Source organism: Paenochrobactrum glaciei, from assembly GCF_039522165.1.
In the GTDB taxonomy this organism is placed as follows: Bacteria; Pseudomonadota; Alphaproteobacteria; order Rhizobiales; family Rhizobiaceae; genus Paenochrobactrum; species Paenochrobactrum glaciei.
This window is the reverse complement of record NZ_BAAADE010000001.1, coordinates 169,836-193,198: the sequence shown is the minus strand read 5'-3', so window position 1 is coordinate 193,198 and position 23,363 is coordinate 169,836. Positions and strand designations below refer to the sequence as shown.

21 protein-coding genes and 2 pseudogenes are annotated in these 23,363 nt (G+C 49.7%); 16 read left to right on the top strand and 7 right to left on the bottom strand.

The features are described from left to right. Positions 1-7 precede the first annotated feature (7 nt). The 6 genes from glmU to ABDZ76_RS00955 all read left to right on the top strand — a co-directional run bounded on the left by glmU (position 8) and on the right by ABDZ76_RS00955 (position 6,627). The gene (glmU, locus tag ABDZ76_RS00980; protein ID WP_343800150.1) at positions 8-1,378 is read left to right on the top strand and encodes a bifunctional UDP-N-acetylglucosamine diphosphorylase/glucosamine-1-phosphate N-acetyltransferase GlmU; all 1,371 of its coding nucleotides are present in this window, start codon (positions 8-10) and stop codon (positions 1,376-1,378) included. 165 nt (positions 1,379-1,543) lie between these two features. Next, positions 1,544-3,367 carry a glutamine--fructose-6-phosphate transaminase (isomerizing) gene (glmS, locus tag ABDZ76_RS00975; protein ID WP_343800148.1) on the top strand — a complete coding sequence of 608 codons (1,824 nt, stop codon included), beginning with the start codon at positions 1,544-1,546 and terminating at the stop codon, positions 3,365-3,367. Between the two features lie 79 nt (positions 3,368-3,446). Continuing rightward, entirely contained in the window at positions 3,447-4,949 is a 1,503-nt protein-coding gene (gene gatB, locus ABDZ76_RS00970) for an Asp-tRNA(Asn)/Glu-tRNA(Gln) amidotransferase subunit GatB (RefSeq protein WP_184220036.1), read from the top strand. A gap of 1 nt (position 4,950) precedes the next feature. Beyond that, on the top strand, positions 4,951-5,454 hold the full coding sequence (locus ABDZ76_RS00965; protein WP_343800143.1) for a GNAT family N-acetyltransferase: 504 nt from the start codon (positions 4,951-4,953) through the stop codon (positions 5,452-5,454). Between the two features lie 164 nt (positions 5,455-5,618). Beyond that, entirely contained in the window at positions 5,619-6,029 is a 411-nt protein-coding gene (locus ABDZ76_RS00960) for an NADH:ubiquinone oxidoreductase subunit NDUFA12 (protein WP_343800141.1), read from the top strand. A 232-nt stretch (positions 6,030-6,261) separates the two neighbouring features. Continuing rightward, the gene (locus ABDZ76_RS00955) at positions 6,262-6,627 is read left to right on the top strand and encodes a DUF2155 domain-containing protein (RefSeq protein WP_343802869.1); all 366 of its coding nucleotides are present in this window, start codon (positions 6,262-6,264) and stop codon (positions 6,625-6,627) included. 43 nt (positions 6,628-6,670) lie between these two features. Here the strand turns inward: ABDZ76_RS00955 and aat are convergent, their stop codons facing one another. The 6 genes and pseudogenes from aat to ABDZ76_RS00925 all read right to left on the bottom strand — a co-directional run bounded on the left by aat (position 6,671) and on the right by ABDZ76_RS00925 (position 12,130). Beyond that, on the bottom strand, positions 6,671-7,240 hold the full coding sequence (gene aat / locus ABDZ76_RS00950; RefSeq protein WP_343802866.1) for a leucyl/phenylalanyl-tRNA--protein transferase: 570 nt from the start codon (positions 7,238-7,240) through the stop codon (positions 6,671-6,673). A gap of 191 nt (positions 7,241-7,431) precedes the next feature. Next, positions 7,432-8,790 (bottom strand): acetyl-CoA carboxylase biotin carboxylase subunit, encoded by a 1,359-nt coding sequence (gene accC / locus ABDZ76_RS00945; protein ID WP_343800139.1) that lies wholly within the window; start codon positions 8,788-8,790, stop codon positions 7,432-7,434. A gap of 18 nt (positions 8,791-8,808) precedes the next feature. Beyond that, entirely contained in the window at positions 8,809-9,279 is a 471-nt protein-coding gene (accB, locus tag ABDZ76_RS00940; protein WP_343800137.1) for an acetyl-CoA carboxylase biotin carboxyl carrier protein, read from the bottom strand. After that, positions 9,279-9,756: pseudogene (gene aroQ / locus ABDZ76_RS00935) on the bottom strand (type II 3-dehydroquinate dehydratase). Before aroQ ends, accB begins: the two are co-directional and overlap by 1 nt. Before the next feature lie 167 nt (positions 9,757-9,923). Continuing rightward, on the bottom strand, positions 9,924-10,700 hold the full coding sequence (locus ABDZ76_RS00930) for a DsbA family protein (protein ID WP_343800133.1): 777 nt from the start codon (positions 10,698-10,700) through the stop codon (positions 9,924-9,926). 68 nt (positions 10,701-10,768) lie between these two features. Continuing rightward, positions 10,769-12,130, bottom strand: coding sequence for a M48 family metalloprotease (locus ABDZ76_RS00925; RefSeq protein ID WP_374844543.1), 1,362 nt, complete (start codon positions 12,128-12,130; stop codon positions 10,769-10,771). 310 nt (positions 12,131-12,440) lie between these two features. Here ABDZ76_RS00925 and ABDZ76_RS00920 point away from each other — a divergent pair, with 310 nt between their 5' ends. Further along, positions 12,441-13,550, top strand: coding sequence for a pyridoxal phosphate-dependent aminotransferase (locus ABDZ76_RS00920; protein WP_374844542.1), 1,110 nt, complete (start codon positions 12,441-12,443; stop codon positions 13,548-13,550). Between the two features lie 53 nt (positions 13,551-13,603). Here ABDZ76_RS00920 and hspQ read toward each other — a convergent pair whose 3' ends face one another. Further along, entirely contained in the window at positions 13,604-13,927 is a 324-nt protein-coding gene (hspQ, locus tag ABDZ76_RS00915) for a heat shock protein HspQ (RefSeq protein WP_343802863.1), read from the bottom strand. Positions 13,928-14,168: 241 nt separating this feature from the next. On the opposite strand from hspQ, the gene ABDZ76_RS00910 reads away from it, so the two are divergent. From ABDZ76_RS00910 to nuoG, 9 genes and pseudogenes are all read left to right on the top strand, one after another. Further along, on the top strand, positions 14,169-15,275 hold the full coding sequence (locus ABDZ76_RS00910; RefSeq protein ID WP_343800127.1) for a mechanosensitive ion channel family protein: 1,107 nt from the start codon (positions 14,169-14,171) through the stop codon (positions 15,273-15,275). Positions 15,276-15,973: 698 nt separating this feature from the next. Then, the gene (locus tag ABDZ76_RS00905) at positions 15,974-16,339 is read left to right on the top strand and encodes an NADH-quinone oxidoreductase subunit A (RefSeq protein WP_184220006.1); all 366 of its coding nucleotides are present in this window, start codon (positions 15,974-15,976) and stop codon (positions 16,337-16,339) included. After that, positions 16,330-16,911: a NuoB/complex I 20 kDa subunit family protein gene (locus ABDZ76_RS00900; protein WP_184220003.1), complete on the top strand. Its 582-nt coding sequence runs from the start codon at positions 16,330-16,332 to the stop codon at positions 16,909-16,911. The genes ABDZ76_RS00905 and ABDZ76_RS00900 overlap by 10 nt, the downstream gene beginning before the upstream one ends. A gap of 16 nt (positions 16,912-16,927) precedes the next feature. Next, complete coding sequence (locus ABDZ76_RS00895) at positions 16,928-17,536, top strand: NADH-quinone oxidoreductase subunit C (protein WP_343800124.1); 609 nt, start codon at positions 16,928-16,930, stop codon at positions 17,534-17,536. 32 nt (positions 17,537-17,568) lie between these two features. Then, entirely contained in the window at positions 17,569-18,009 is a 441-nt protein-coding gene (locus tag ABDZ76_RS00890; RefSeq protein ID WP_343800122.1) for a GFA family protein, read from the top strand. Beyond that, positions 18,002-19,195, top strand: a complete 1,194-nt coding sequence (locus ABDZ76_RS00885) for an NADH-quinone oxidoreductase subunit D (protein WP_343800119.1) — start codon at positions 18,002-18,004, stop codon at positions 19,193-19,195. The genes ABDZ76_RS00890 and ABDZ76_RS00885 overlap by 8 nt, the downstream gene beginning before the upstream one ends. Next, a pseudogene (gene nuoE, locus ABDZ76_RS00880) lies at positions 19,195-19,797 on the top strand (NADH-quinone oxidoreductase subunit NuoE); the annotation flags it as partial. The gene ABDZ76_RS00885 and the pseudogene nuoE, both read left to right, overlap by 1 nt. Before the next feature lie 31 nt (positions 19,798-19,828). Then, a complete protein-coding gene (gene nuoF / locus ABDZ76_RS00875) occupies positions 19,829-21,136 on the top strand; it encodes an NADH-quinone oxidoreductase subunit NuoF (RefSeq protein ID WP_343800117.1) in 1,308 nt (435 codons plus the stop codon). Positions 21,137-21,273: 137 nt separating this feature from the next. Continuing rightward, the gene (gene nuoG / locus ABDZ76_RS00870; protein WP_343800115.1) at positions 21,274-23,355 is read left to right on the top strand and encodes an NADH-quinone oxidoreductase subunit NuoG; all 2,082 of its coding nucleotides are present in this window, start codon (positions 21,274-21,276) and stop codon (positions 23,353-23,355) included. Positions 23,356-23,363 lie beyond the last annotated feature (8 nt).

Below are 23,363 nucleotides of genomic sequence, written 5' to 3'. Positions count from 1 at the left end.
AAACACTATGACCAGCCGTTCCTGTCTTTCTGTTGTGCTTGCTGCGGGTGAAGGCACACGTATGAAATCAGCCTTGCCCAAGGTTTTGCACAAAATTGCCGGCCTGCCATTGGTTTGCCATGTGGTGAAAGCCGTTCAGGCGACAGGTGAAAGCGATGTGGCGCTGGTGGTTGGTCGTGGTGCCGATGCTGTGCGTGGTGCAGTTGAGAAAATTACTGCTAATGTTTCATCTTATGAGCAGGTCGAACGTCTGGGCACTGCGCATGCGGTTTTGGCTGCACGCGAGGCGATTGCACGCGGCTATGACGATGTGCTGATTGTTTTTGGCGATACACCGCTGATCGAGGCGCAGGCCTTGGAGCAGGCGCGTGCTCGTTTGGGCGAGGGTGCTGATGTGGTGGTGATGGGTTTCCGTCCGGAAAACCCGCATGGCTATGGCCGTTTGATTGAAGAAAACGGCAAGCTTGTTGCGATTGTTGAAGAAAAAGAAGCAAATGACGCGCAAAAAGCCATTGGCTTTTGCAATGGTGGTTTGATGGCGGTTCGCGGCAACCATTTGCTGGCGCTTCTGGATGCTGTCGATAACAATAATGCTAAGGGCGAATATTATTTAACCGATATTGTGAAGCTTGCGCATGACAAAGGCTTGCATGTGGTGGGCGTTGAAGTGCCGGTCGATAATGTGATCGGCATCAATAATCGTCTGGAACTGGCAGAAGCCGAAGGCATCTGGCAAAACCGTAAACGTCAGGCGATGATGATTGACGGTGTGACTTTACTGGCGCCTGAAACTGTTTATTTCGCACATGATACAGTGATTGAACCGGATGTTATTATTGAGCCGAATGTGTTTTTCGGTGAGAAAGTTAACATTAAAACCGGTGCGGTCATTCATGCTTTTTCGCATCTGGAAGGTGCTCAAATTGGTGCTGATGCACAGGTCGGCCCTTATGCGCGTCTGCGTCCGGGCGCTGATTTGTCGGCAAAAGCAAAGGTTGGCAATTTCTGCGAAGTGAAAAACGCCAAAATCGGTGAGGGTGCCAAGGTCAATCACCTTTCCTATATTGGTGATGCAACAGTGGGCGCGAGCGCTAATATTGGTGCAGGCACCATTACCTGCAACTATGACGGCTTTAACAAGTTTCAAACCGAGATCGGTGAAAACAGCTTTATCGGCTCCAATTCATCATTGGTGGCACCCGTGCGCATCGGCGATAATGCTTATGTTGCATCCGGCAGTGTGATTGTTGAAAATGTGCCGGATAATGCGCTGGCTTTGGGACGTGCCCGTCAGGCAGTCAAGGAAGGCCGTGCATCGATTTTACGTGAAAAATATGCGGCATTGAAAGCGCAGATTAAAGCCAGAAGAGAAGCGTGATCCACTTATGTTTTCAGTTTTAAAAAGGCTGAAAACATAAGTGATTATATATGAATTCAATTTATCTTTATGCAGAATGCTCTGTCAGGGTGGCTCATTTTTAAAAAGCCCTGACAGATTTATTGTCAATAAAATATCTATTCGTCTAAACTCGGGATTTTAATTATGTGCGGAATTATTGGTATCGTTGCCGGTAGAGATGTGGCGTCTCTTTTGGTCGATAGTTTGAAGCGGCTTGAATATCGCGGTTATGATTCCGCCGGTATTGCCACCCTTGATGGCGGCGCTTTGGCGCGTCGTCGTGCCGAGGGCAAGCTGGTCAATCTTGAAAACCATTTGAAAGACCAGCCTTTGCCGGGTGTTGTCGGCATCGGGCATACCCGCTGGGCAACCCATGGCAAACCGGTTGAGCGCAATGCGCATCCGCATATGACCAAGCGTCTGGCCGTTGTTCATAATGGTATTATTGAAAATTTTGCAGAATTGCGTGCCAGCCTTCAGGCTGACGGCTATGTGTTTGAAACCGAGACAGACACAGAAGCCGTTGCCCATTTGGTTACGCGCGAAATGGATCGTGGTCTGCCGCCGATTGATGCCGTCAAAGCTGCTTTGCCGCAATTGCAGGGTGCTTTCGCGCTGGCGATCATTTTTGAAGGTGTCGAGGGATTGCTGATTGGTGCGCGTCAGGGGCCACCACTTGCTATTGGTTATGGCGATGGGGAAATGTATCTGGGCTCCGATGCCATCGCTTTGGCACCGCTTACCGATATGATCTGCTATCTGGAAGATGGCGACTGGGTTGTGGTGCGTAAAAGTGGCGCGACCATTTACGATGCGCAGAATAATGAAGTGAAGCGCGCTGTACAGAAAGTGCAGTCGCAGGAATTTCTGGTTTCCAAAGGCAATCACCGCCATTTCATGGAAAAAGAAATCCACGAACAGCCGGAAGTGATCGGCCATACATTGGCGCATTATCTCGACCTCTCCACCGGTACTGTGCGTCAGGATGTGGCAGAGCTGGATTTCAGCAAAATCGACCGCTTATCGATGTCTGCCTGCGGTACTGCTTATTATGCGGCCGCTATCGGCAAATATTGGTTCGAGCAGATTGCGCGTTTGCCGGTTGATATCGATATTGCGTCCGAGTTCCGCTATCGTGAAATGCCGCTTTCCAAAGACACATTGGCAATGTTTGTGTCGCAGTCAGGCGAAACGGCCGACACGCTGGCCTCACTGCGCTATTGCAAATCGCAAGGTTTGAAGATCGCATCGATTGTGAATGTGACGACCTCAACCATTGCACGCGAATCTGATGCTGTTTTCCCGATTTTGGCAGGGCCTGAAATTGGTGTGGCCTCCACCAAGGCCTTTACCAGTCAGTTGACGGTGATGGCTTCTTTAGCTGTCATGGCTGCCAAACAGCGCGGCGTCATTGATGACGCACAAGAGCGCGCATTGGTTAAGCAATTGTCGGAAGTGCCGCGCATTGCCAATCAAGTGCTGAAGCTTGAAGGTGAGATTGAGAAAATTTGCCGTGAATTGGCGCAAGTAAAGCATGTGCTTTATTTAGGGCGCAGCACGTCTTTTCCGCTGGCGATGGAAGGCGCACTGAAGCTCAAAGAAATCTCTTATATTCACGCCGAAGGCTATGCCGCTGGTGAGTTGAAGCACGGGCCGATTGCCCTGATTGATGATTCAATTCCGGTGATTGTCATCGCGCCGTCTGATCGCCTTTATGAAAAGACCGTCTCTAATATGCAGGAAGTGGCCGCACGCGGTGGGCGTATTATTCTGATCAGTGATGCAGAAGGCGCTAAAAATGCCAGCATTGACACGATGGCGACGATTGTTTTGCCGGAAATGGCCGAATTTATCACGCCGCTGCTTTATGCACTGCCTGTGCAAATGCTGGCCTATTACACCGCGGTTTTCATGGGAACCGATGTGGATCAGCCACGAAACCTAGCAAAATCGGTAACAGTTGAATGAAATAGGCTGAAAAGCTTGCCTCAGCGCTGGCTTTGTTCTAGCCAATAGAAAACTTAAAACTTAGCAGTGACGAGCCAGTATGTCCCTTATTGATACACGTACGCCTGAACCAAAACGTTTTATCTCCGGCGCCACCGGCGATTGGGAAGTTGTGATCGGCATGGAAGTCCATGCGCAGGTCACTTCAGAATCAAAGCTGTTTTCCGGCGCTTCCACATCTTTCGGTGCCGAGCCGAATGCCAATGTGTCGCTGATTGATGCAGCGATGCCGGGCATGTTGCCGGTCATTAATATGGAATGTGTCCGTCAGGCCGTGCGTACAGGTCTCGGTCTGAAGGCACAGATCAATCTGAAATCAGTTTTTGATCGCAAAAACTATTTCTATCCTGATCTGCCGCAGGGCTACCAGATTTCACAGTTCCAGCAGCCGATTGTCGGTGAAGGCAAGATCATGATTTCTGTTGGCCCTGATTCCAAAGGTCAGTTTGAAGATGTGGAAATCGGCATTGAACGCATCCATCTGGAGCAGGATGCCGGTAAATCCATGCATGATCAGCATCCGACCATGTCTTATGTGGACTTGAACCGCTCAGGCATGCCATTGATGGAGATCGTCTCCAAGCCTGATCTGCGCTCATCTGATGAAGCCAAAGCTTATCTGACCAAGCTGCGCACCATCGTGCGTTATCTTGGCACTTGTGACGGTAACATGGATGAAGGCTCCATGCGTGCGGACGTTAACGTCTCTGTACGTCGTCCGGGCGGCGAATTCGGCACACGTTGCGAAATTAAAAACGTCAACTCGATCCGTTTCGTTGGTCAGGCGATTGAATATGAAGCCCGTCGCCAGATCGCTCTTCTTGAAGATGGTGGCAAGGTTGATCAGGAAACACGCCTGTTTGACCCAGCTAAAGGCGAAACACGTTCAATGCGCTCTAAAGAAGAAGCGCATGACTATCGCTATTTCCCGGATCCTGATCTTTTGCCGCTTGAATTTGATCAGGCTTTCGTTGATGCGCTGGCCGCAGAACTCACCGAATTGCCGGATGACAAGAAGCATCGTCTGATCGAAACACAGGGTATTTCGGTTTATGATGCGTCTATTCTGGTCACAGAAAAAGCCATCGCTGATTATTACGAATCGGTTGCCAATGGCCGTGATGGCAAGATTGCTGCCAACTGGGTTATCAATGATCTGCTCGGTGCTTTGAACAAGGCCAGCAAGGACATTGAAGAAACACCGGTTTCAGCCGATCAGCTGGGCGCTATCATTGATCTGATCAAAGAAGGCACCATTTCCGGCAAGATCGCTAAAGATCTGTTTGAGATTGTCTGGAACGAAGGCGGCGATCCGAAAGCTATCGTTGAAACCCGCGGCATGAAGCAGGTCACCGACACCGGTGCGATTGAAAAAGCCGTTGATGATGTGATTGCCGGTAATCCGGACAAGGTTGAGCAGGCTAAGGCCAAGCCATCTTTGGCTGGCTGGTTTGTTGGTCAGGTGATGAAGGCAACCGGCGGTAAAGCAAACCCGCAGGCTGTGAACGATCTGGTCAAAGCCAAGCTTGGCATCGAGGAATAATATGTGGGTTCGTACAGCCGCTGAAGCGGATTTAAAAGCCGTTCACGAGCTGCTGTTGACCACGTGGAGCGCTAGTTTTGACGATGTTCTGGGTAAGGAGATCGTCAAAACCATCACCAATGAGTGGCATTCATTATCGGCTTTAAAGGCTAATTTGAAACGCCCTTATTCGGAATTTCTGGTCGCAGATGATGGTAAGGGTCGTATTATCGGTATGGCCTATGCCCATCAGGAGACCCGTGAGACAGCCAGCCTCAATCAACTTTATGTGTTGCCTGAGGAGCAGATCAAAGGCGTAGGCAGCACATTGCTGGACGAGATCGAAACGGCTTTTCCGGGTGTGAATGCGATGAAGCTGGAAGTTCTGGAAGTGAATAGCCGTGCCCGACGCTTCTATGAGCAAAAGGGCTACAGCCAAATTGGCCGCAATGCAGAGTGGGGTTCTTTGAATTTTAAAGAACCTGTTTTGATTTTGCAAAAGAGCCTGAATGCTTGGGTTATGTAAGATGAACGGCGTTGCTGAAAGCGCCGTTTTACTGTTTCAGCGTCAAGATGCCCCGCTATCGGAACTTGCTATCTGGCGTTGAAAAGTCCATAAGCCCAAAGACGGTTTATGTAACTTATGACGCGGTCAGAACAGCTTAAATATTTTGGATCCGGAATAAAGCCATGATGAAATTTTTGACACAGTTCTTCACCTGGTGGAATGGGCAAACGCTCGGTACCCGCCTGCATACCTGGCGCAAAGGTGAACGTGTTGGTGAAGATGAATTCGGCAATATTTACTATCAGGGCGGTAAGGATTCTGAAGGCCGCACCCGTCGCTGGGTGATTTATAACGGTTATTCAGAAGCAAGCGCTATTCCGGCTGGCTGGCACGGATGGATGCATCACCGCGTTGATACACCGCCATCACAGGAAGATTACAAGCCGCGTGAATGGGAAAAACCGCATCATGCAAATCTAACCGGTTCGCCGCTTGCATATCGTCCGAAAGGTGCAATTGCACTGCCGGGCACAGCGCAGGCTGAGCGTCCGCGTGTAACCGGTGAATATGATGCATGGACACCGGGTGCATAAATAAGGCTTGAATGCATAAAAGCGCCGGATAAATGTCTCGGCGCTTTTTTATTTTAGGTTGTTCGGTTGCTCCGAATCGCCACAATTTATATTCAAACTATTCATTGGAAACACTTAGACGGATATTCACTTGGTCATGATCAATTCCCGGTTACTATCAGGAACAGCAACCACTCTGGTTAATCGCTGCCGCACAGCCGGAAAGCTGACCTTTGCTGTGGCTGCATGCCTGATGATGGCAGGGGGCGTGGCGCAAGCTGACCGCATTGAAAATCCGGTTGCTGAGTTTTCCGGCCTTGATAAAATCACCGGCCGTATCACGACATTCGATGTTTATATCAATGAAACAGTGCAGTTTGGTGCTTTGCAGGTAACGCCGAAAGTTTGCTATTCCCGCACTGATAATGAAACGCCGCGCACCGACAGTTTTGTCGAAGTGGACGAGATCACCCTCGATCGTAAAATCCGCCGTATATTCAATGGCTGGATGTTTGCCGATAGCCCGGGTCTCAATGCGGTTGAACACGCAGTTTATGATATCTGGCTGAAAGATTGTAAGCAGAAGTCAGAAGTGCCTGCGCCGCCAAAAGGCAATTAATCAATCTAAGTTTAAATTTATTTATATTGGTCGGCGCGTCATCTTAAAATGTGGCGTCGCCTGTCAGTGCTTCTTCAAGCCGTTTTTCATAGTCTTTACGTGGAATTTCAATCGCACCGAGGCTTTTTAAGTGGTCGGTGATGAATTGTGTGTCCAGCAGAATGAAGCCGCGGCTTTTCAAATGCTCAACCAAAAAGGCGAGACATAGTTTCGAGGTGTCGCGTTCACGGCTGAACATGCTTTCACCAAAGAATGCACGCCCCAGACTAATGCCATAAAGCCCGCCGACCAGCCGCTCGCCATCCCATGCTTCCACACTATGCGCATGTCCCAAAGCATGCAGACGCATACAGGATGCTTTGATCGGATCGTTAATCCATGTGCGTTCGCGCTCACCTTCGCCATTCGCGCAGCCGCGTAAAACACCGGCAAAGTCCGTGTTCATTTTAATTTGATATTTTTGTTGGCGGATTGCTTTGGCAAGGCTGCGGGAGACATGAAAATCTTCCAGCGGAATGATGCCGCGCTTTTCAGGGCGCACCCAATAAATTTCCGGATCATCTTCTTCCTCTGCCATCGGGAAAACGCCTGATGCATAGGCACGCAAAAGCAGATCGGGATCAATATAATAATCGTCAGAGGGGAGGTCGTCGATATTTTGGGTCATGAAAGCAGTTGCGCATTAATTTTGGATATTTGCAATCTTGTGCGGCTGAGAACAGTTTAAAAAAATAAACCGGCAAAAACACAGATGTTTTTGCCGGTTATATTTTAAAGGCTTAGCACACTAAAACAGAGTTGTTTTTAGTGTTTGGCGCCACCTTTTTTATTCTCAAGATATTTTTCCAGCCAATGGATGTCATAATCGCCGTTAGCGATATCCTGATTGGAAACCAGATCCTGAAACAGCGGAATGGTTGTGTTAACACCGTCAACAACAAACTCATCCAATGCACGGCGCAGACGCATCATGCATTCCACGCGGTTACGGCCATGCACAATCAGCTTGCCGATCATGCTGTCGTAATAAGGCGGGATGCGATAGCCGGAGTAAACGCCGGAATCGATGCGGATACCGAGACCACCCGGAGTGTGGTAATGGGTGATCTGGCCAGGTGATGGCACGAATGTTTCCGGATGTTCAGCGTTGATACGGCATTCGATCGCGTGGCCGGAGAAGCGTACATCCTGCTGTTTAACCGAAAGGCCAAGTCCTGCTGCCACACGAATCTGCTCATGCACCAGATCAATACCGGTGATAGCTTCGGTAATTGTATGTTCCACCTGAAGGCGGGTGTTCATTTCAATGAAATAGAACTCACCATCTTCATAAAGGAATTCAATTGTACCGGCACCACGATAGCCAAGTTCTGCAACCGCATTGGCGCAGATCATGCCGATCTTGTGACGTGCTTCTTCGTTAAGAGCTGGTGAGTTGGCCTCTTCCCAAACCTTCTGGTGACGGCGCTGCAAAGAGCAGTCGCGTTCGCCCAGATGGATGGCATTGCCGGCACCGTCGCCAACGATCTGCACTTCAATATGGCGTGGTTTGCTGAGGTATTTTTCAATATACACAGCATCATTGCCAAAAGCCGCACCAGCTTCGGTACGCGCAGTGGAAAGAGCGATTGAAAGCTCTTCTTCCGAATGCGCCACTTTCATGCCGCGACCACCACCGCCAGCAGTTGCTTTGATGATAACCGGATAACCGATTTCCGCAGAAATACGGGCTGCTTCAGCATCATCCGTCACGCCGCCCTCAGAACCCGGAACAACCGGAATGCCGAGACGCTTGGCAGTGCGCTTTGCTTCGATCTTATCGCCCATGATGCGGATATGCGCAGCGGTTGGTCCGATAAAGGTGATGGAATGTGCTTCCAGAATTTCTGCAAACTTGGCGTTTTCAGACAGGAAGCCGTAGCCTGGATGAATAGCATCCGCGCCGGTAATTTCGCAGGCAGCAACAATCTGATGAATGTTCAGATAGCTGTCGCGGGAAGGGGGAGGTCCGATGCAAACACTCTCATCAGCCAGACGGACATGCATAGCATCCGCATCTGCTGTCGAATGAACAGCAACGGTTTTAATACCCAGTTCCTTACAGGCTCTAAGTATGCGAAGAGCAATCTCGCCACGATTGGCTATGAGAATTTTTTGAAACATTATGATCCTCGCCGAAAATTATTCGATTACGACCAGAGGCTCACCAAATTCGACCGGTTGAGCATCAGCAACGAGAATAGCTTTAACCGTTCCCGAACGTGGTGAAGGGATCTGGTTCATGGTCTTCATTGCTTCAATAATCAGCAGAGTCTGGCCTTCTTTAACCTGAGTGCCAACTTCGATGAAGTTGCGTGCACCAGGTGCCGGAGCCATATAGGCAGTACCGACCATTGGTGAAGGAACAGCATTTTTAGAAACATCAGCAGGTGCAGCTTCAACAGGGGCTGCTGCGGCTGGCGCTGCAACGGCAGCAGGAGCCATCATCGGCGCTGCCTGATAGGCCGGAGCCTGCTGTATAGTTACTTTACGTGAAACGCGAATGCGCAATTCACCATGTTCGACTTCAATATCAGTCAGATCGGTGTCGTTGAGAATGTTGGCGAGATCGCGCACGATCTCTTTGTCGATGCCAGAGCTTTTAGATGACATTATAAGGCCCCTTTAACGCTTGTGCCCGTTGTTTTGTTCTTCTGTGGCAAATGCCGCGAGAGCGCGTAAACCTAACAGATATCCTTGTGCTCCTAGCCCGAAAATGACGCCTTTGGCGACCGGAGAAACATAAGAATGTTGGCGGAATGGTTCACGCGCGTGGATGTTGGAAAGATGAACCTCAATAACTGTTACTTGTGCAGCTCTGATCGCATCTTGTAATGCAACAGATGTATGCGTGTAAGCCGCCGGATTAATAAGCACAAACGCGTTTTCAGCGCCAGCCTCCTGAATCCAACTGACAAGATCACCTTCGTAATTGGATTGACGGAAGTCAATCTCAAGCCCAAGTTGTTCGGCTTCCTGTTTACAGGCTTCCGAAATCCCTTCAAGTGTTGTCACACCATAAATGCTCGGCTCACGTGTGCCGAGTAAATTTAAATTAGGGCCGTTGAGCACAAAAACTTTTTTAGTCATACTTGTTTTACTGGCCTGTCTTTACCGGCGGAAATCGCCACAAATAACCTTGCACTGAGCCCTAACTGAATTTCCATTCCATATAGACTTGCACGGGGCAAGCTAAAACCCATTAAAATAGTCGTAATAAAGAATTTTGTTGGAATTCTCCACCAAAATATGACTTTTTATTTTTTCTGGGCACGTGCTTCAGCAATTTTTTCCTTTAAACCGTCTGCGCCGATGGCGCCAGGGATCAGTTCATTGCCGATAACATAGGACGGTGTGCCGTTGATATCGAGTTCATTTGCTAACTTATAAGCATTTTGAAACGAAGATGTCACTTCCGGTGAGTTAATTTTTTCACGCAAAGCTGCTTCATCAGCGCCAAGCTTAACGGCTTCTGCAATCACCGATTCATCCGTGGAGCGATCCGGTGTGGTCATCAGCGCCATGTGAAGGTCGCGATATTTTTCTGGCATCATCAGCTTGAAAGCCTGTGCAGCCATATGTGCTTTGATTGAATCAGGACCCAAAATCGGGAATTCCTTCATCACAAAACGCACATTCGGATCGCTTTTGATGATGGCTTCCATGTCGGGCATTGCGCGTTTGCAATAGCCGCAATTGTAATCAAAAAATTCAACGACAGTGACATCGCCTTTTGGATTGCCGAGAACGGCATCATGGCTGGAATTCAGTAATTCATCCTGATTGTTGGCAATGACCTGTTTGACACGAACTTCTTGTTCTGCTGCCTGTTTGGTTTCCAGTGCAGTTTGCATCTCTGCCAGAATTTCAGGATTTTTCAGCAGATAGTCCCGTACGATTTTTTCAACAGCTGCCTGATCAACAGGCGCAGAAGCTGTTTGTGCCTGAGCTTGCAATTGTGCAAAGCCACCGCCGAACAAGGCTGTGGTGCCGATAAGGGCGCTGGCAAGCATAGTCGTGAATGCACGGGTCATACGGATTCCAATCTCTTTAATTCAAAACTTATCCTATCGCCCTGATCGGGCGGCGCGGTCAAGTGCTGTTATTTTTTGGTGTTGATAATATCCTGCGCACGCAGCCAGTCCGGTGAGCCTTTTTTGAGCTTTTGCTGGGCACGCAAGGCAAAGATTTTCGCTTGCTGGCGATTGCCGGAGTAATAATGCATATCCGCCGTTGCAAGATCGGCAAGTGCAATATCACCTGATTGACCATAGGCTTGCGCCAGATAGCCATAACCGCTTGGAAATTCCGGCTCACGGGCAATACCGGCTTTAAGCTCCCGGATTGCAGCTGGCATATTGGCTTTGGTGCCGGTGAGCATCAGAGCACGGCCATAGCTCATCCGCATAATGCTGGATTTTTTCGGATCAAGCGATGTGGCTTGTTGCAAAGCTTTGGCAGCCCCTGCCGGATCATTAGCCTTCATCAAAATCTCACCGCGAATCTCATAAAAATAAGGATTCTTCGGCTGTTCTTTGATGAGGGCGTCGATTTTCGGCAAAGCATTGCGGGCGGAGCCATTCAAATAAGTGGTAATAGCATCGCCATACCGTGCGGCAAGGCCGCGCGGATTGTTACGGAAAATGCGCTGTACCGAGCCCATGCCGGAATAAGCAGCAATTTTGGCGCGCGCCATATCATGACGCAACTGCAATGCGGCACTGTCGGTTTTGTTGTAATGCGGGCTGGCCTTGGCAAGATTCTCCAGATTGGAAATACGTTCACGCGGCAGCGGATGGCTGATGCGATATTGGTCAATCTGGGTGCCGTTTAACGAAAGCGCATTGGCAAAACGCGAGAATGTGGTGAGCATACCTTTGGCAGACTGGCCGGTGGCATTCAGATAATTGATTGCCAAACGGTCGGCGGTCATTTCTTCGGTGCGCTGATAGGACAAAAGACTACGCATCGCAGCCTCGCCACTGCCCATCGCAATGCCGCCACCGGCAGCCGCAGCAGAACTATTGCCAGCCGCAGCCCCTGCAACGCCGGCACCGGCACCAATGAGCGCACCAATGACGGCCATTGTTCTGGCACGACTTAATTGCTCACGAAGACGATCCTGATGGCCGCCTGCCAGATGGCCTGCTTCATGGGCAATCACGCCAATCAGCTCATTCGGTGTTTCAGATTGCACGATTGCGCCGCTATTGATGAAAATGCGGCGGCCATCGACAAAAGCATTAAAGCTGCTGGAATTGACCAGAATCGTTTGTACGTTGCGTTTTTTTAATTTCGCAGCGTTTAAAATCGGATTGGTATAATCGGTAATCAGCGCTTCAATCTCGGCATCACGAATGATGGGGACGCTGCGTGACTGTGCGTAAGCGGGAAGGGTGCTGGTGGCGCCAATAACAAATGTCAGTGCGCCTGCCAGAAGCTTTGTGGTCTTTTTGCCAGACATAGCTTTAGAAACCAGACGCGAGGAGGTGTTGCACAAAGATACCGTTTGTTGCTTGGCGAGGGTCATTATGTCAGCCTTCCATTTAACACTGCATATCCATAGCCGATAATCTATTGATATAAAAATAATTTGTTGCGATTGATTGTCATCGGCTTTGCTTTGTATGTGTGAATCGGTTGCTTGAGTAATCAGGCAAATATACGGCAAGCTCGGCATTCAGTGTAAAAACGAGTGCTTTTATTGTTTAAATTATTGGGAGACGGCAGTGAGTGCTTTTTCAGCTCGAAGCGAGATTGAACCTTTTCATGCGATGGATTTATTGGCGAAAGCCAATCATCAGCGTTCACTCGGTGCTCCGGTTATTTCAATGGCAGTTGGCCAGCCTGCCGATCCGGCTCCTAAAACAGTGTTGCTGGCCGCAGAAAAAGCTTTAAAAGACGGCCGCATTGGCTATACGGATGCTTTGGGTTTGCGAAGCTTACGCGAAGCAATCGCACAACATTATGCTGATCATTATGGTGTGAGCGTTAATCCGTCGCGCATTGCAGTCACAACTGGCTCATCGGCGGCTTTCAATCTGGCATTTCTGGTTTATTTCAATCCGGGCGACAGGGTGGCAATTACACGTCCTGGCTATCCCGCTTATCGCAATATTCTCAAGGCACTCGGCCTTGAGGTGGTGGAGATTGGTGCAGGTGAGGGCGAAGACAGTAATTTAACCGCTGAAGCTTTGGCGGTTGCACATGCTGAAAAACCGCTTAAAGGCGTGCTTTTTGCAAGCCCTGCCAATCCGACCGGTGCGGTATTATCGGCCAAAGAATTACGCGCAATTATCGAGACCGCAAGAGAGCGCAATATCCGAGTATTGTCGGACGAGATTTATCATCGTCTGTCTTATGATACAGAGGATATGACCGCCTTGCAGGTGGCTGATGACGTGACCATCATCAATTCTTTCTCCAAATATTATTGTATGACCGGTTGGCGTATTGGCTGGATGGTATTGCCTGAAAGCGATATTCGACCTGTCGAGCGCATTGCGCAGAGCTTGTATATCTCAGCGCCTGAATTGTCCCAGCATGCCGCGATTGCAGCCTTTGACGGCACTGCCGAGCTGGAACTGGTGAAAGAGCGCTACCGCCGCAATCGTGCTTTACTGAATGTGCAATTACCGGCGATGGGCTTGAAATTTGCAGCGCCCATGGATGGTGCTTTTTACGCTTATTGTGATGTGTCGAAATTCACCAATGACAGTATGGAACTGGCGCATAAAATGCTGAGCGAGATTAATATTGCCGCAACGCCGGGCCGGGATTTCGATCCGCTGGACGGACACCGCACGATGCGCTTTTCATATGCGGGCAGTGAAGCTGAAATGCAGGAGGCCGTACGTCGATTGTCCGGCTGGCTTGGTCGCTAATCCCTATTTCAGGATTGATATGATAACGGAAGGCGTGCGCCTTCCGTTTTTTATTAATGGATCAATTGTTGCTTGATTTGATATTGCCCGTCATTCTGACGGTCAAAAAGATTGCCAATCTGCGGATGGCGCAAGGGTTCGCCGCTATCATCAACCATCAGATTTTGCTCGGAAACATAAGCGGAATATTCCGTCTCGCTGTTTTCTGCCAGCAGATGATAAAAGGGCTGGTCGCGCGCTGGCCGCTTGTCTTCAGGAATGGCATTATACCATTCCTCACTATTCGCAAATTCCGGATCAACATCATAAATAATCCCGCGAAAGGGAAATAATTTATGTTTTACAATTTGACCGATTTGAAATTTAGCGTGTTTTATCAGCTTCTTATTCCCACATTCTTATTCATCAATTTAAACATAGTTTAACTGAGATTTATTTTTAAAGCATCAGCTTAAAATGGATTTTTTATTGAAGAATTTACGGTTAAGTCACAGAAAAACCCCAAAAATGGAAAACCAAAAATAAAGCAAATGGGATTATTGACCTGTTAAAGTGCCGCTTTATGCTGGGTGGCAGAGTTTTTGAGTTTGTGAATTGAATGGCCGTATTGGAAATATTGTGCAGGAAATAGAAAATTTTACCCGTAACTGGACAGTGCTTGGCAATCATCTGGCTCTTTGGGTCACGGCTCTTTTTATATTTGTTGCGTGTTTGATTCTGCTGCCGCGGGTGCGGGGACAACTTGTGCAACTATTGTCGCGCTTCGGTGTCAGTCGCTTTGATGTGATTATGACCGGCGCGCAATCGCTAGCCAATAGCACTTATCGCTTCTTTTTTGCGGCGTTGGCGCTTTATTTTGCGTCACAAGTTCTTGTGCTGCCTGTGCAAATCTCGCGTATGATCGCCGGCATTGTGCTGGTGGCCACGATGGCGCAGATCGGCATGTGGAGCAGTATTCTGGTTGGTCTTTGGATCGATCACGGATTGTTGGATAAAAATAATCCGGATCCAGAACGGACAAGTGCGGCGCAAATCATCCGCTTTACCGGCTTTGCGCTGATCTGGACGGCAGTGCTGCTGCTTATCCTGTCCAATTTCGGTATTGATATTACCGCTCTGGTCGCCGGTCTTGGGGTGGGTGGTATCGCGATTGCTTTTGCGCTTCAATCAATCCTGAAAGATCTTTTTGCATCGCTTTCCATTTTGCTCGATAAACCGTTTGTCGTTGGTGATTTTGTTTTTTTTAATGAGAACCGAGGTGTGGTGGAGCGCATCGGTTTGCGCACCACGCGTTTCCGCTCGCTAACCGGTGAGCAGATCAGTGTATCCAATGATGCGCTGCTTAATACGCGACTGTCGAATTTTCAGCGTATGTCCGAGCGACGCATGCTGTTCAGCCTGCATTTGCAATATGGTGGTGCGATTGAATTATTGCAGACATTTCCGGCTTATTTGCAAAGTGCGATTGAGGAATTGCCTAATACGCGCTTTGACCGTTCACATCTGGCCGAGTTCAATGAGCTCGGTGTGCGTTTTGAAGTGGTCTATTATGTGCTGAGCGCGGAATATGTGGATTTCATGAATGCCCAGCAGCATGTGCTGGTGGCAGCCGCGCAATGGGTGGAAAAACACGGGCTGCAATTTGCACAGCCGACACGCCGCCTGATTAATGTAGAGCAGCAGACGCTTAAACCTGCCGAAAAAGAACTTACAACCACATTATAGACTAAGGTCGCACCAACCTTGGTCTTATGTCCTTTCACTAATCTAACTGTTAAGATTCGTTCTAAACTGATTTGAACCTTAGCCGCAGATGTGGAACCGAAGCTATGATCCTTAAATACTTATGGATTATCGAAGTTATCATTTTTGCGATCGTGCCGATCACTATCTTTCTGTTATGGAAAAAAGACAGATATTAAGGTGTTTTCGGCTTGTCGTAATGTGTCGCAATTAAGCGTTTTGGCGCGTGGACATTTTCAAGGTTGTATACCACCTCAAGTTGAGAGCTGATTTCGCGCTCAACAGCTTCACAAATCTGTGATCTGGTCGTTGATTCTCTTTTTACGTGCGTTTTACAACATTAGCTGGTGTTAAAATACGTTTTTGCGATATCTTATGCACAGCTTCAAGTCCCGCGGGCTCGGGTTTAGGCCGGTAAAGATTTAAAAAAATGAGATATTTGGCGGCATCTGCTGTTTCGTGGTTTAAATATCAGTCTGTTCCAATGTGTCACAGCCTCAGGGGTTGCACTCGGAAGCACTCTGGGGTAGTCGTCGCATCGAATTAGCTGTAGTTCGCACGGCATGCCTTTTGAAGCTGCACGGGCGAGGAGTTGCCATAGATGCAATGTGTCGCAGAGTCGTAACCATGGAGGGCTTATGACTGGGCGTAACGCCTCGTGTTAAGCCGGAAAAGGGATCATGAACGAGCTTTTAAGTTCCTATCTACCGATCGTCATTTTCATTGGCATCGCCATGATTATTGGCATTGCACTTTTGATTGCGCCATTTCTCGTTGCTTACCGGCAACCTGATCCGGAAAAGCTGTCAGCTTATGAGTGCGGATTCAACGCTTTCGATGATGCGCGCATGAAGTTCGATGTGCGGTTTTATCTCGTATCGATTCTCTTTATTATCTTCGATCTGGAAGTTGTGTTCCTGTTTCCGTGGGCTGTTTCATTCGGCTCCATCGGTTGGCTGGGCTACGGCTCCATGATGGCGTTTTTGTTCGTGCTGACTATCGGTTTCATTTATGAATGGAAGAAGGGGGCGCTGGAATGGGATTGACCAACAGCAACGCCACACTGATCGCACCGCAGCCGAAAGGCATTATCGATCCGAATACCGGCAAGCCGATTGGTGCTGATGATGCATTCTTCAGTGAGCTGAATAATGAACTGTCCGATAAGGGCTTCATCGTTACCTCTGCTGATGCATTGATTACATGGGCACGTACCGGCTCGCTGATGTGGATGACCTTCGGTCTTGCTTGCTGCGCTGTTGAGATGATGCATATCTCCATGCCGCGCTACGATGCCGAGCGTTTTGGTATTGCGCCGCGTGCTTCACCACGTCAGTCCGACGTGATGATTGTTGCAGGTACATTGACCAACAAAATGGCACCGGCACTGCGCAAGGTTTATGACCAGATGCCGGAGCCGCGTTATGTGATCTCGATGGGATCGTGTGCCAATGGTGGTGGTTATTACCATTATTCTTATTCGGTCGTGCGTGGTTGTGACCGTGTTGTTCCGGTGGATATTTATGTGCCGGGCTGCCCGCCAACCGCTGAGGCGCTTCTTTACGGCATCTTGATGCTGCAAAAGAAAATCCGCCGCACCGGTACGATTGAGCGTTAAGAAGGGAGTGAAAGTGATGAGTGAGGAAGCCCTCCATGATCTTTCAGCCTATCTGAAAGAGCGTTTTGCCGGTGCTATTGAAGATATCAAGTTTGCCTATGGTGAACTGACGGTCAGTGTCTCTAAAGAGAGCCTGATCAATGTTCTGACTTTCCTGCGTGATGATGTTCAGTGTCAGTTTGTTAACCTGACCGATATCAGCGGTGTTGATTACCCTGAGCGCACTGAGCGCTTTGATGTGGTTTATCAGCTGATGTCACCACGCCAGAACCTGCGTATGCGCGTTAAAGTAACTGCTGACGAAGATGTACTTGTTCCATCTGCAACTGCTGTCTTTATCGGTGCTGACTGGTTCGAGCGTGAAATCTATGACATGTACGGCGTTTTGTTCTCCGGTCATCCGGATCTGCGTCGTATTCTGACCGATTACGGTTTTGAAGGTCATCCGCTGCGTAAAGATTTCCCGACTACCGGTTTTGTTGAAGTCCGCTACAGCGACGAGCATAAGCGCGTTGTTTATGAACCGGTCGTTCTGCGTCAGGAATTCCGTAATTTTGACTTCCTGTCCCCGTGGGAAGGGACCGATTACGTTTTGCCTGGTGATGAAAAAGCCAAAGTCAATTAATTGGCTTAAAGCCTACGTGTGAGGATTGAAGAATGTCTGTGAGCGCTAAGTTGGAAGGTCGTTGCCTGTGTGGTTCCGTACGCTTTTCGGCGAAGCCTATGAATGACGAGATGGGCGCATGCCATTGCTCAATGTGCCGCCGCTGGACTGGTGGTGTGTTTTTGAGTGTGGAATGTGGCGATAGCCTTGAAGTCACCAATGGTGATGATCTTACATTTTACCGCTCATCCGAATGGGGAGAGCGCGGATTTTGTAAATCTTGCGGCTCCACTTTGATGTGGCGGATGCAGGATGGCTCCCATAGCGTTGTGTCCATTCAGGCGTTTGACGATCCTTCGCAATTCAGGTTTACGACGGAAATCTTTATCGACAAGAAACCTGACAATTACGCTTTTGCCAATGATACGAGCAAAATGACGGAAGCAGAGTTTCTGGCAGCTTATGCCTCTACAGAGGATGCCGACAATGGCTGAGACACAAGTAAGAAATTTTAACATCAACTTCGGCCCGCAGCATCCGGCGGCGCACGGCGTTTTGCGTCTGGTGCTGGAGTTGGACGGCGAAGTGGTCGAGCGCGTCGATCCGCATATTGGCTTGCTGCATCGCGGTACCGAAAAGCTGATGGAAACCAAAACATATTTGCAGGCTTTGCCATATCTGGATCGCCTCGATTATGTTGCGCCGATGAATCAGGAGCATGCCTATGCGCTGGCTGTTGAGCGTCTGCTCGGCATTACTGTGCCAAAGCGCGGCCAGCTGATCCGTGTGCTTTATTCCGAAATCGGCCGTATTCTTAACCACCTTTTGAACGTCACCACACAGGCTATGGACGTTGGTGCTTTGACACCGCCGCTCTGGGGCTTTGAAGAACGTGAAAAGCTGATGGTGTTTTATGAGCGCGCCTGTGGCGCCCGTATGCACGCTGCCTATTTCCGTCCGGGTGGTGTGCATCAGGATATCCCAGAGCAATTGGTGCAGGATATTGCTGACTGGATTGATCCTTTCTTGGCGACAACCCTGAGCAATCTGGACAACCTGATTACCCCGAACCGTATTTTCAAGCAGCGTAACGTCGATATCGGTGTTGTGTCTCTGGAAGATGCGTGGGCATGGGGCTTCTCCGGTGTGATGGTTCGTGGCTCTGGCGCTGCATGGGATTTGCGCAAAAGTCAGCCATATGAATGCTATTCGGAAATGGAATTCGACATTCCGATCGGTAAAAACGGCGACTGCTATGACCGTTATCTGATCCGTATGGAAGAAATGCGCCAGTCCGCTAAGATTATGCGCCAGTGCTGTGAATTGCTGCTGGGTAAAGAGCGCGTTGGCCCTGTATCGCATACAGACAATAAGATCGTACCGCCGAAACGCGGTGAGATGAAGCGTTCGATGGAAGCGCTCATTCATCACTTCAAGCTTTACACTGAAGGCTACCATGTGCCGGCAGGCGAGGTCTATGCAGCTGTAGAAGCACCTAAGGGTGAATTCGGTGTTTATCTGGTGTCTGACGGCACCAATAAGCCTTATCGCTGCAAATTGCGTGCACCGGGTTTTGCTCATCTTCAGGCTATGGATTTCCTTTGCCGCGGCCACATGCTGGCTGACGTTTCGGCGATCCTTGGTTCACTCGATATCGTGTTTGGTGAGGTAGACCGCTGATGTCCGTCCGTCGTCTCGCAGAAGATTCCGTCCAGCCAGCCGCATTTGCTTTTAATGCGGAAAATCAGGCTTGGGCTGAACAGACTATCAAAAAATTTCCTGAAGGCCGTCAGGCATCAGCTGTTATCCCGCTGCTGATGCGTGCGCAGGAGCAGGAAGGTTGGGTCACAAAAGCATCGATCGAACATATTGCAGCTATGCTTGCTATGCCTTTGATCCGTGTGCTGGAAGTTGCCACTTTCTACACCCAGTTCCAGCTGAAGCCGGTTGGTACACGCGCCCATATTCAGGTTTGCGGTACAACACCTTGCATGCTGCGCGGTGCAGAAGACCTGATGAAAGTGTGCAAGCACAAAATTCATCATGACCCGCAGACCTTGAATGAAGACGGCACGCTGTCTTGGGAAGAAGTCGAGTGTCAGGGCGCTTGCGTCAATGCGCCGATGGTCATGATCTTCAAAGACGCTTATGAAGATCTGACACCTGAGCGTCTGGAAGAAATCATTGATGCTTTCGCAAGCGGCAAAGGTGACACGATTAAACCGGGTCCACAGATCGAGCGTGATTTTTCTGCTCCTGCCGGTGGCCCGACATCTTTGACGACAAGCAATCCGAAAGCGGAGGGCTGATTTGATGCTGGCTGATAAAGATCGTATCTTTACAAATATTTATGGCCTGAAAGACAAATCGCTTAAAGGTGCGATGGCTCGCGGCCATTGGGACAATACCAAAGGCCTGATCGATCAGGGTCGTGACTGGATCATCAACGAAATGAAGGCTTCCGGTCTTCGTGGTCGTGGTGGTGCGGGCTTCCCGACCGGTATGAAATGGTCTTTCATGCCGAAAGAAAGCGATGGCCGTCCGCATTACCTCGTTGTGAACGCGGATGAGTCGGAGCCGGGCACTTGTAAAGACCGTGACATCATGCGCCATGATCCGCATACGCTGATCGAAGGCTGCGTGATTGCCGGTTGCGCAATGGGCGCACATACTGCTTACATCTATATTCGTGGTGAGTTCATGCGTGAGCGTGAAGCACTGCAAGCTGCAATTGATGAGTGCTACGCAGCAGGGTTGCTTGGCAAAAATAACAAATGCGGCTGGGATATGGACGTTTACGTCTCCCACGGCGCAGGCGCTTATATTTGCGGTGAAGAAACAGCTTTGCTCGAAAGCTTGGAAGGCAAAAAAGGCCAGCCACGCTTGAAGCCTCCGTTTCCGGCCAATGTCGGTCTCTATGGCTGCCCGACAACTGTGAACAACGTAGAATCCATTTCTGTTGCTCCGACCATTTTGCGTCGCGGCGGTGCATGGTTCTCGTCGCTTGGCCGCCCGAACAATGTCGGCACCAAGCTGTTTCAGATTTCCGGCCACGTCAACACACCTTGCACTGTTGAAGAAGTCATGGGCGTTCCGTTCCGTGAGCTGATCGAAAAGCATGCCGGTGGTATTCGCGGCGGTTGGGATAATCTGCTTGCAGTTATTCCAGGTGGCGCATCCTGTCCGCTTGTTAAAGCAGAAGACATGATGGATGCGGTGATGGATTTTGACGGCATGCGTGACGTTAAATCCTCATTCGGTACCGGTGGTTTGATTGTCATGGACAAATCAACCGACGTGATTAAAGCGATTGCGCGTCTTTCAGCTTTCTTCAAACATGAAAGCTGCGGCCAGTGCACACCGTGTCGTGAAGGTACAGGTTGGATGTGGCGTGTGATGGAACGCATGGTAACCGGTAATGCGCAGAAGCGCGAAATCGACATGTTGTTCGATGTGACCAAGCAGATTGAAGGTCACACCATTTGTGCGCTGGGCGATGCTGCTGCATGGCCGGTTCAGGGCCTGATCCGCAATTTCCGCCCTGAAATTGAAAAGCGCATTGATGAATATACACGCAATGCTGTTCAAAGCCGTAACATTGCTTTGGAAGCAGCGGAGTAAAAAGGCTGCAGACCGGTCTGTCCGGTCTGTGACTTTAAGTTTAAAGGCATGCGGCTTGGCCGCTTGGATTTAAGGTTGTGCGGCAAATGCCGCAAGGTTTGAAGATATGCGGCTGATGCCGCAGGTTTGGACAAGTGATGGCAAAGATCAAGGTTGACGGCACAGAGATCGAAGTTCCCGATCACTATACGCTCCTTCAGGCAGCCGAAGAGGCAGGCGCTGAAGTGCCGCGTTTTTGCTTCCATGAGCGGCTTTCCATCGCCGGAAACTGCCGCATGTGTTTGGTTGAGGTAAAGGGCGGGCCACCAAAGCCTGCTGCATCTTGCGCTATGGGTGTGCGCGATTTGCGTCCTGGACCAAATGGCGAAACACCGGAAATTTTCACCAATACGCCTATGGTCAAAAAGGCACGCGAAGGTGTGATGGAGTTCCTGCTCATCAACCATCCGCTTGATTGCCCGATTTGTGATCAGGCTGGTGAGTGTGACCTTCAGGATCAGGCCATGGCCTTTGGTACTGATGGTTCCCGCTACCGCGAAAATAAGCGTGCGGTTGAAGACAAATATATCGGCCCGTTGGTCAAAACTGTAATGACACGTTGCATTCACTGCACACGTTGCGTTCGTTTTACCACTGAAGTTGCCGGTATTTCTGAGCTCGGCCTTATCGGTCGCGGTGAAGATGCAGAAATCACCACTTATCTTGAAAGCGCGATGACCTCTGAATTGCAGGGCAACGTGATTGATCTGTGTCCGGTCGGCGCATTGACATCCAAGCCTTACGAATTTCAGGCGCGTCCTTGGGAATTGAACAAAACAGAATCCATCGATGTGATGGATGCTCTTGGTTCTGCCATTCGCGTTGATACCCGTGGTCGTGAAGTGATGCGTATTATGCCGCGTCTGAACGAACAGGTGAACGAAGAGTGGATTTCCGACAAAACCCGCTTCATTTGGGATGGTCTGCGCACACAGCGTCTTGATCGCCCGTATGTGCGTAAAGATGGCCGCTTGGTTGCTGCCAGCTGGCCGGAAGCATTTGCGGCTGTTGCCGCTGCTGTTAACGCCACTTCGGGTGAGCGTATCGGTGCGGTTGCCGGCGATCTGGCAAGTGTTGAAGAAATTTACGCATTGAAGAACCTGATGACATCGCTTGGTTCTGTTAACACAGACAGCCGTCAGGATGGTGTGGCCCTTAATCCGGCATTTGGCCGTGCGTCGTACCTCTTCAACAGCACGATTGAAGGTATCGAACAGGCAGATGCTCTGCTGATCATCGGTGCTAACCCGCGCATTGAAGCCGCCGTTCTAAACTCCCGTATCTTGAAGAGATACCGTCAGGGCAAGCTGACTGTTGGTGTGATCGGTGAGCGTGCAGAACTGCGTTATGCCTACAATTATCTGGGCGCCGGTGCTGACAGCCTGAACGATCTGCTTGCTGGCAAGGGCGAATTTGCAAGCGTGCTGAAAAATGCATCCAAGCCATTGATCATTGTTGGTCAGGGTGCATTGACCGGTGAAAACGGTGCCGATGTTCTGGCCGCGAGCGCTAAACTTGCCGATCAGGTTGGTGCGGTGAGCGAAGACTGGAATGGTTTCTCGGTTCTCCACACCGCAGCATCGCGCGTTGGTGCCTTGGATCTTGGCTTTGTACCGGGTGAGGCTGGTGTGAGCGCTGCCGATATGCTGGGCAAGCTGGATGTTGTTTTCTTAAGCGGTGCTGATGAGCTGGATATGTCAGCTAAGGGCAACACATTTGTTGTCTATATGGGCACCCATGGTGATGCAGGCGCACATGCAGCGGATGTCATTCTGCCGGGCGCTGCTTACACAGAAAAATCAGGCACTTATGTGAATACAGAAGGCCGAGTGCAAATGTCGATGCGTGCAGGTTTTGCACCGGGTGAAGCCAAGGAAGACTGGGCAATTTTGCGTGCTCTGTCCGACACATTGGGTCAGCGTCTGCCATTTGATTCATTGGCTCAGTTGCGCGCCAAACTTTATGCGGACTACCCGCATATGGCTGCAATTGATGCGATTGAGCCGGGCAAAGCAGCCGATGTTGCAGCGCTTGGCAAACAGTCTGCCAAGCTTGGTACACAAGCCTTCGCTTCGACAATTAAAGATTTCTATCTGACAAACCCGATTGCTCGTGCATCAGCTGTAATGGCTGAATGTTCCGCACTGGCTCAAGGTCAGTTTGTGCAGGCGGCAGAGTAAAGCGAGAG